Source organism: Phormidesmis sp. 146-12 (genome assembly GCF_052939495.1).
Map to the genome: position 1 here is coordinate 1 of NZ_JBJPHS010000225.1, position 3,077 is coordinate 3,077.

Annotated in this window: 2 protein-coding genes; both read right to left on the bottom strand. The window is 49.6% G+C overall.

Translation table 11 applies throughout. The features are described 5' to 3' along the window. Positions 1–117 precede the first annotated feature (117 nt). Positions 118–2,586 (bottom strand): hypothetical protein, encoded by a 2,469-nt coding sequence (locus ACKFKF_RS34710; protein ID WP_446871899.1) that lies wholly within the window; start codon positions 2,584–2,586, stop codon positions 118–120. Beyond that, entirely contained in the window at positions 2,586–2,891 is a 306-nt protein-coding gene (locus ACKFKF_RS34715; protein WP_446862517.1) for a hypothetical protein, read from the bottom strand. The genes ACKFKF_RS34710 and ACKFKF_RS34715 overlap by 1 nt, the downstream gene beginning before the upstream one ends. Positions 2,892–3,077 lie beyond the last annotated feature (186 nt).

Genomic DNA, 3,077 nt, shown 5'->3' on the forward strand with positions numbered 1-3,077 from the left:
ATCCCAATCGCTGCCCAAGTCGTTGAACTCTTCTCGAACAATACGATTCTGAACTTGCATCAAGGTTTGTTGGAAGTGTTCCCAACTGCTGAAATTTTCAGGTAATGGCATATATTTTTAAGCCTCCGGTTTGCGTTCTGCTTCGGGTGGAATTGTTGGGGGCTTGCTGTCGTTTTTGGCTTTCTCTTCCAATTTCTTGAGTTCGTTTGCTTCGGGAGATTCTTTGCCCTGCTTTGTTCCTTCGTCTTGTTTCAAAGCTTTCTCTAGCTCTGTCTTTTGCGTTCCGATTTGTGTGATAGTGTCTTGAATTGAGAGCACTTCACCAGCAATCGAATCAATGTTGCTAGTTACTTCCTCAGCTTTCTCTAGAGCGGTAAAGAATCTGTTTTGATAGTTGGGTGTTTGATTCATCCAACCGAATGCTTTCTCGCTAATTGCACCCCACTTCCTTAATGCATTTCCAATCTTGGCCACCATTGATCCAACAATCTCTAATGCACCTAAAATTGATTGCCCGATCGACTGGATTGACCACAGTAAATTAGAAGCCGCTTGGTAGATGCGAGAGTACTTTTTCCATTCCGCTTTAATGCCGTCTACTGTCTCGACTCCAAGCACTGATTTAGCAAAGGCATCAACACTCTTACCAATGATTGCGCCAATGTCTAGAGGATTGTTTTCAGCGTCTTTAATTCCCACTGCTGCTAATACATTGGAAATCATGCTGAACAATGTTTGTGTTAATCCGTTTGACAACATGTAAGCATTGTGAAGTGTATTAACATAGGTCAATACATTTAAGATTCGATCCAAATGCAACCATTGCGATAAACGTGTCAATTTTCCAGCAATACCACCGGGAAGTTGATCACCTAACTTGCTGTTGATTTGATTGAGCAAGAACAAATTAGAGGCCATATCGGCCGCGCTAATTCCTGCCCCAATTTTTCCTGCTAAACCATCCAGTTTTCCATTGATTTGTTCTTGCCCCATCTCCAAACCAGCGCTGCAAGAATTTTGGCATCTGGGTTTAGGTTGGGGTAGCGGTTTACTAGCATCTTGACGGCGTTGTTCTTCTTCTTGCCGGGGGCGATCGAAGTTGCCATCCGGATCGGTTGGGCGCGGAAAAATTGGGGGAATTGGCAAGGGGGCAAATGTTTTTTCTGGTTCTTTCGTCTCTTTTGTCTCTTTCCCGATTTCAGTTTTTGTGATTGTGTACGGGCCGGGAAAGGATGGATCGCTCCATTGACTAGAAGGGGTAGACGTTCCCGTTTGCCTTCCCGTTTGCCTTCCGGGGTTTGGCTGCCAACTAGGAGGGTTTTGAAGTGGATTGATCGACTGAGGAGGGGTGATCGGTGTGGGCGCGGGGGACACGGGATTTTGATCGGCTGGTGTCGGAAGTGGCGCGAGTTTTCGCTCTCGATTTCTGTCAGGGGCTTCAGGGCGATCCGTTTGTGGTGTTTGCCCCGGCGCGTCTGGAAGTCTAGGAGGGATGTTGAAATCAGGCATCCCATTGCCGGGGACGACAAAGATGGGATAATCTTCCGAAGCTTTGGGCGGCTCCCACTCTGGCGGTGAACTTTGTCCGTTTGGGTTGACAGCATCATCCGTCGATCCATCGGCAGGGACAGCCCACGAACCAACCTGAGCAATTCCATCTAGGGCGCTAATCGTGTAGATCAGCGATCGGTTTGCACCCGGAGTGCCATAAGCCTGAGTGATGTAGAGGCGTGACGTGACATATTGATCGCCCAATGCGGAAACGTAAGCTTCTCCGACCACTTCAAGCCCGCCTAGCGGCCCGATCAACCCTTCAGCCCGTCCCGTCCCTGCATCGACATCCTCAGTGAATTTGTCTCCTGTCGATGGGTTGGTGTAAGTTCGCCGCCCTCTGGCCGTGAAAAAGACGGTGTAACGCTTTCCCGCAATATTTCCACCCCTGAAAGGGGGGATATCACCAGGCGGACGATCTCTCGGATTGAAATCGGGGATGTTGGTGTTACGGTTTTTCCGCTCCTGTCGTTTTCGCTTTGCCTCATCAAAAATCTTCTGAGTCGGATCGTCAAAAACGTCTTTCAAAGCATCCACTAGCGACGGGATGATTGAAATCGGCCCTACGATTTTTGCAATCGGCGCGAGAGCCTTTCCAACGGGGGCCAGGGTCTTGGCAACGGGCCCCAGCGCTCTACCAGCCGGAGCTAGTATCTGACTGCTGGCCGTCCTCATGCTGCTCATCGCGTTGTTTGCCATCGTCCCAGTGGGATTGGGCGGTCGAATGGGTGTGCTGTTTACGCCTGATGGGGTTGAGGGTGATCGAGTAATGCGATCGCCGACGGTATTTGCAGCATTCCGAAAGCCCGGATTATCTTTTACGGGTTGTACGGTCGTGTAGCCTTGCTCGATTCGCTGCCATCGGTATCCTGCTTCGCTTCTGTAAGAGATGTCTTTGGGCAGAGGTGGCTTGGGAGGAGGCGCGGGTTTTGTGTTGAAATAACCGTCTGCCTTGCTTGCATTCGGGCTGAAACGATAATTCTTTTCTAGCGCTGCTCTTGCTGAAAGTTGCTCAAAGTCGATCGGTCTTGCCATTAGTTATCTTTGAACCCCGCGGGGATGGCGATATTTGAGAACTCTTGAGCAAACATCCAGAGTTTCTTTGAACGATCGCTCATGAAACTCGGATCGAGCGAGATAGAGGCACGGGTTAACAGTCGATTGGTGTTATCGGCAACTTTGTATACGCCTGTCTGAACCACGAACTCAGCGCGATCTGCGGCCTCTAGAACCGCTAACGTCGGATTCAAGACCCCCAAGGTTAGGGATGTCCAGGCGTGAAGTTGTTCTAGGGTGACGATGCTGTTAGGGATATCGGTCGCAAGATTGATGGTAGTCATACAGTTGTGGTAGGGAGTGTGATTAATCAAACATTCCCTACACGGAGAGTCGCTAACGGCTACGAATCAATGGCGATCGCGTTCGATATCCCATTTCACCTTTTCCCAAACCCACTGCTCAGAGCGATTTGGGCTGCTTGACTGACAAAACTAGGAAGCCGGAATGCAAGAGAGGACAGTAAATTC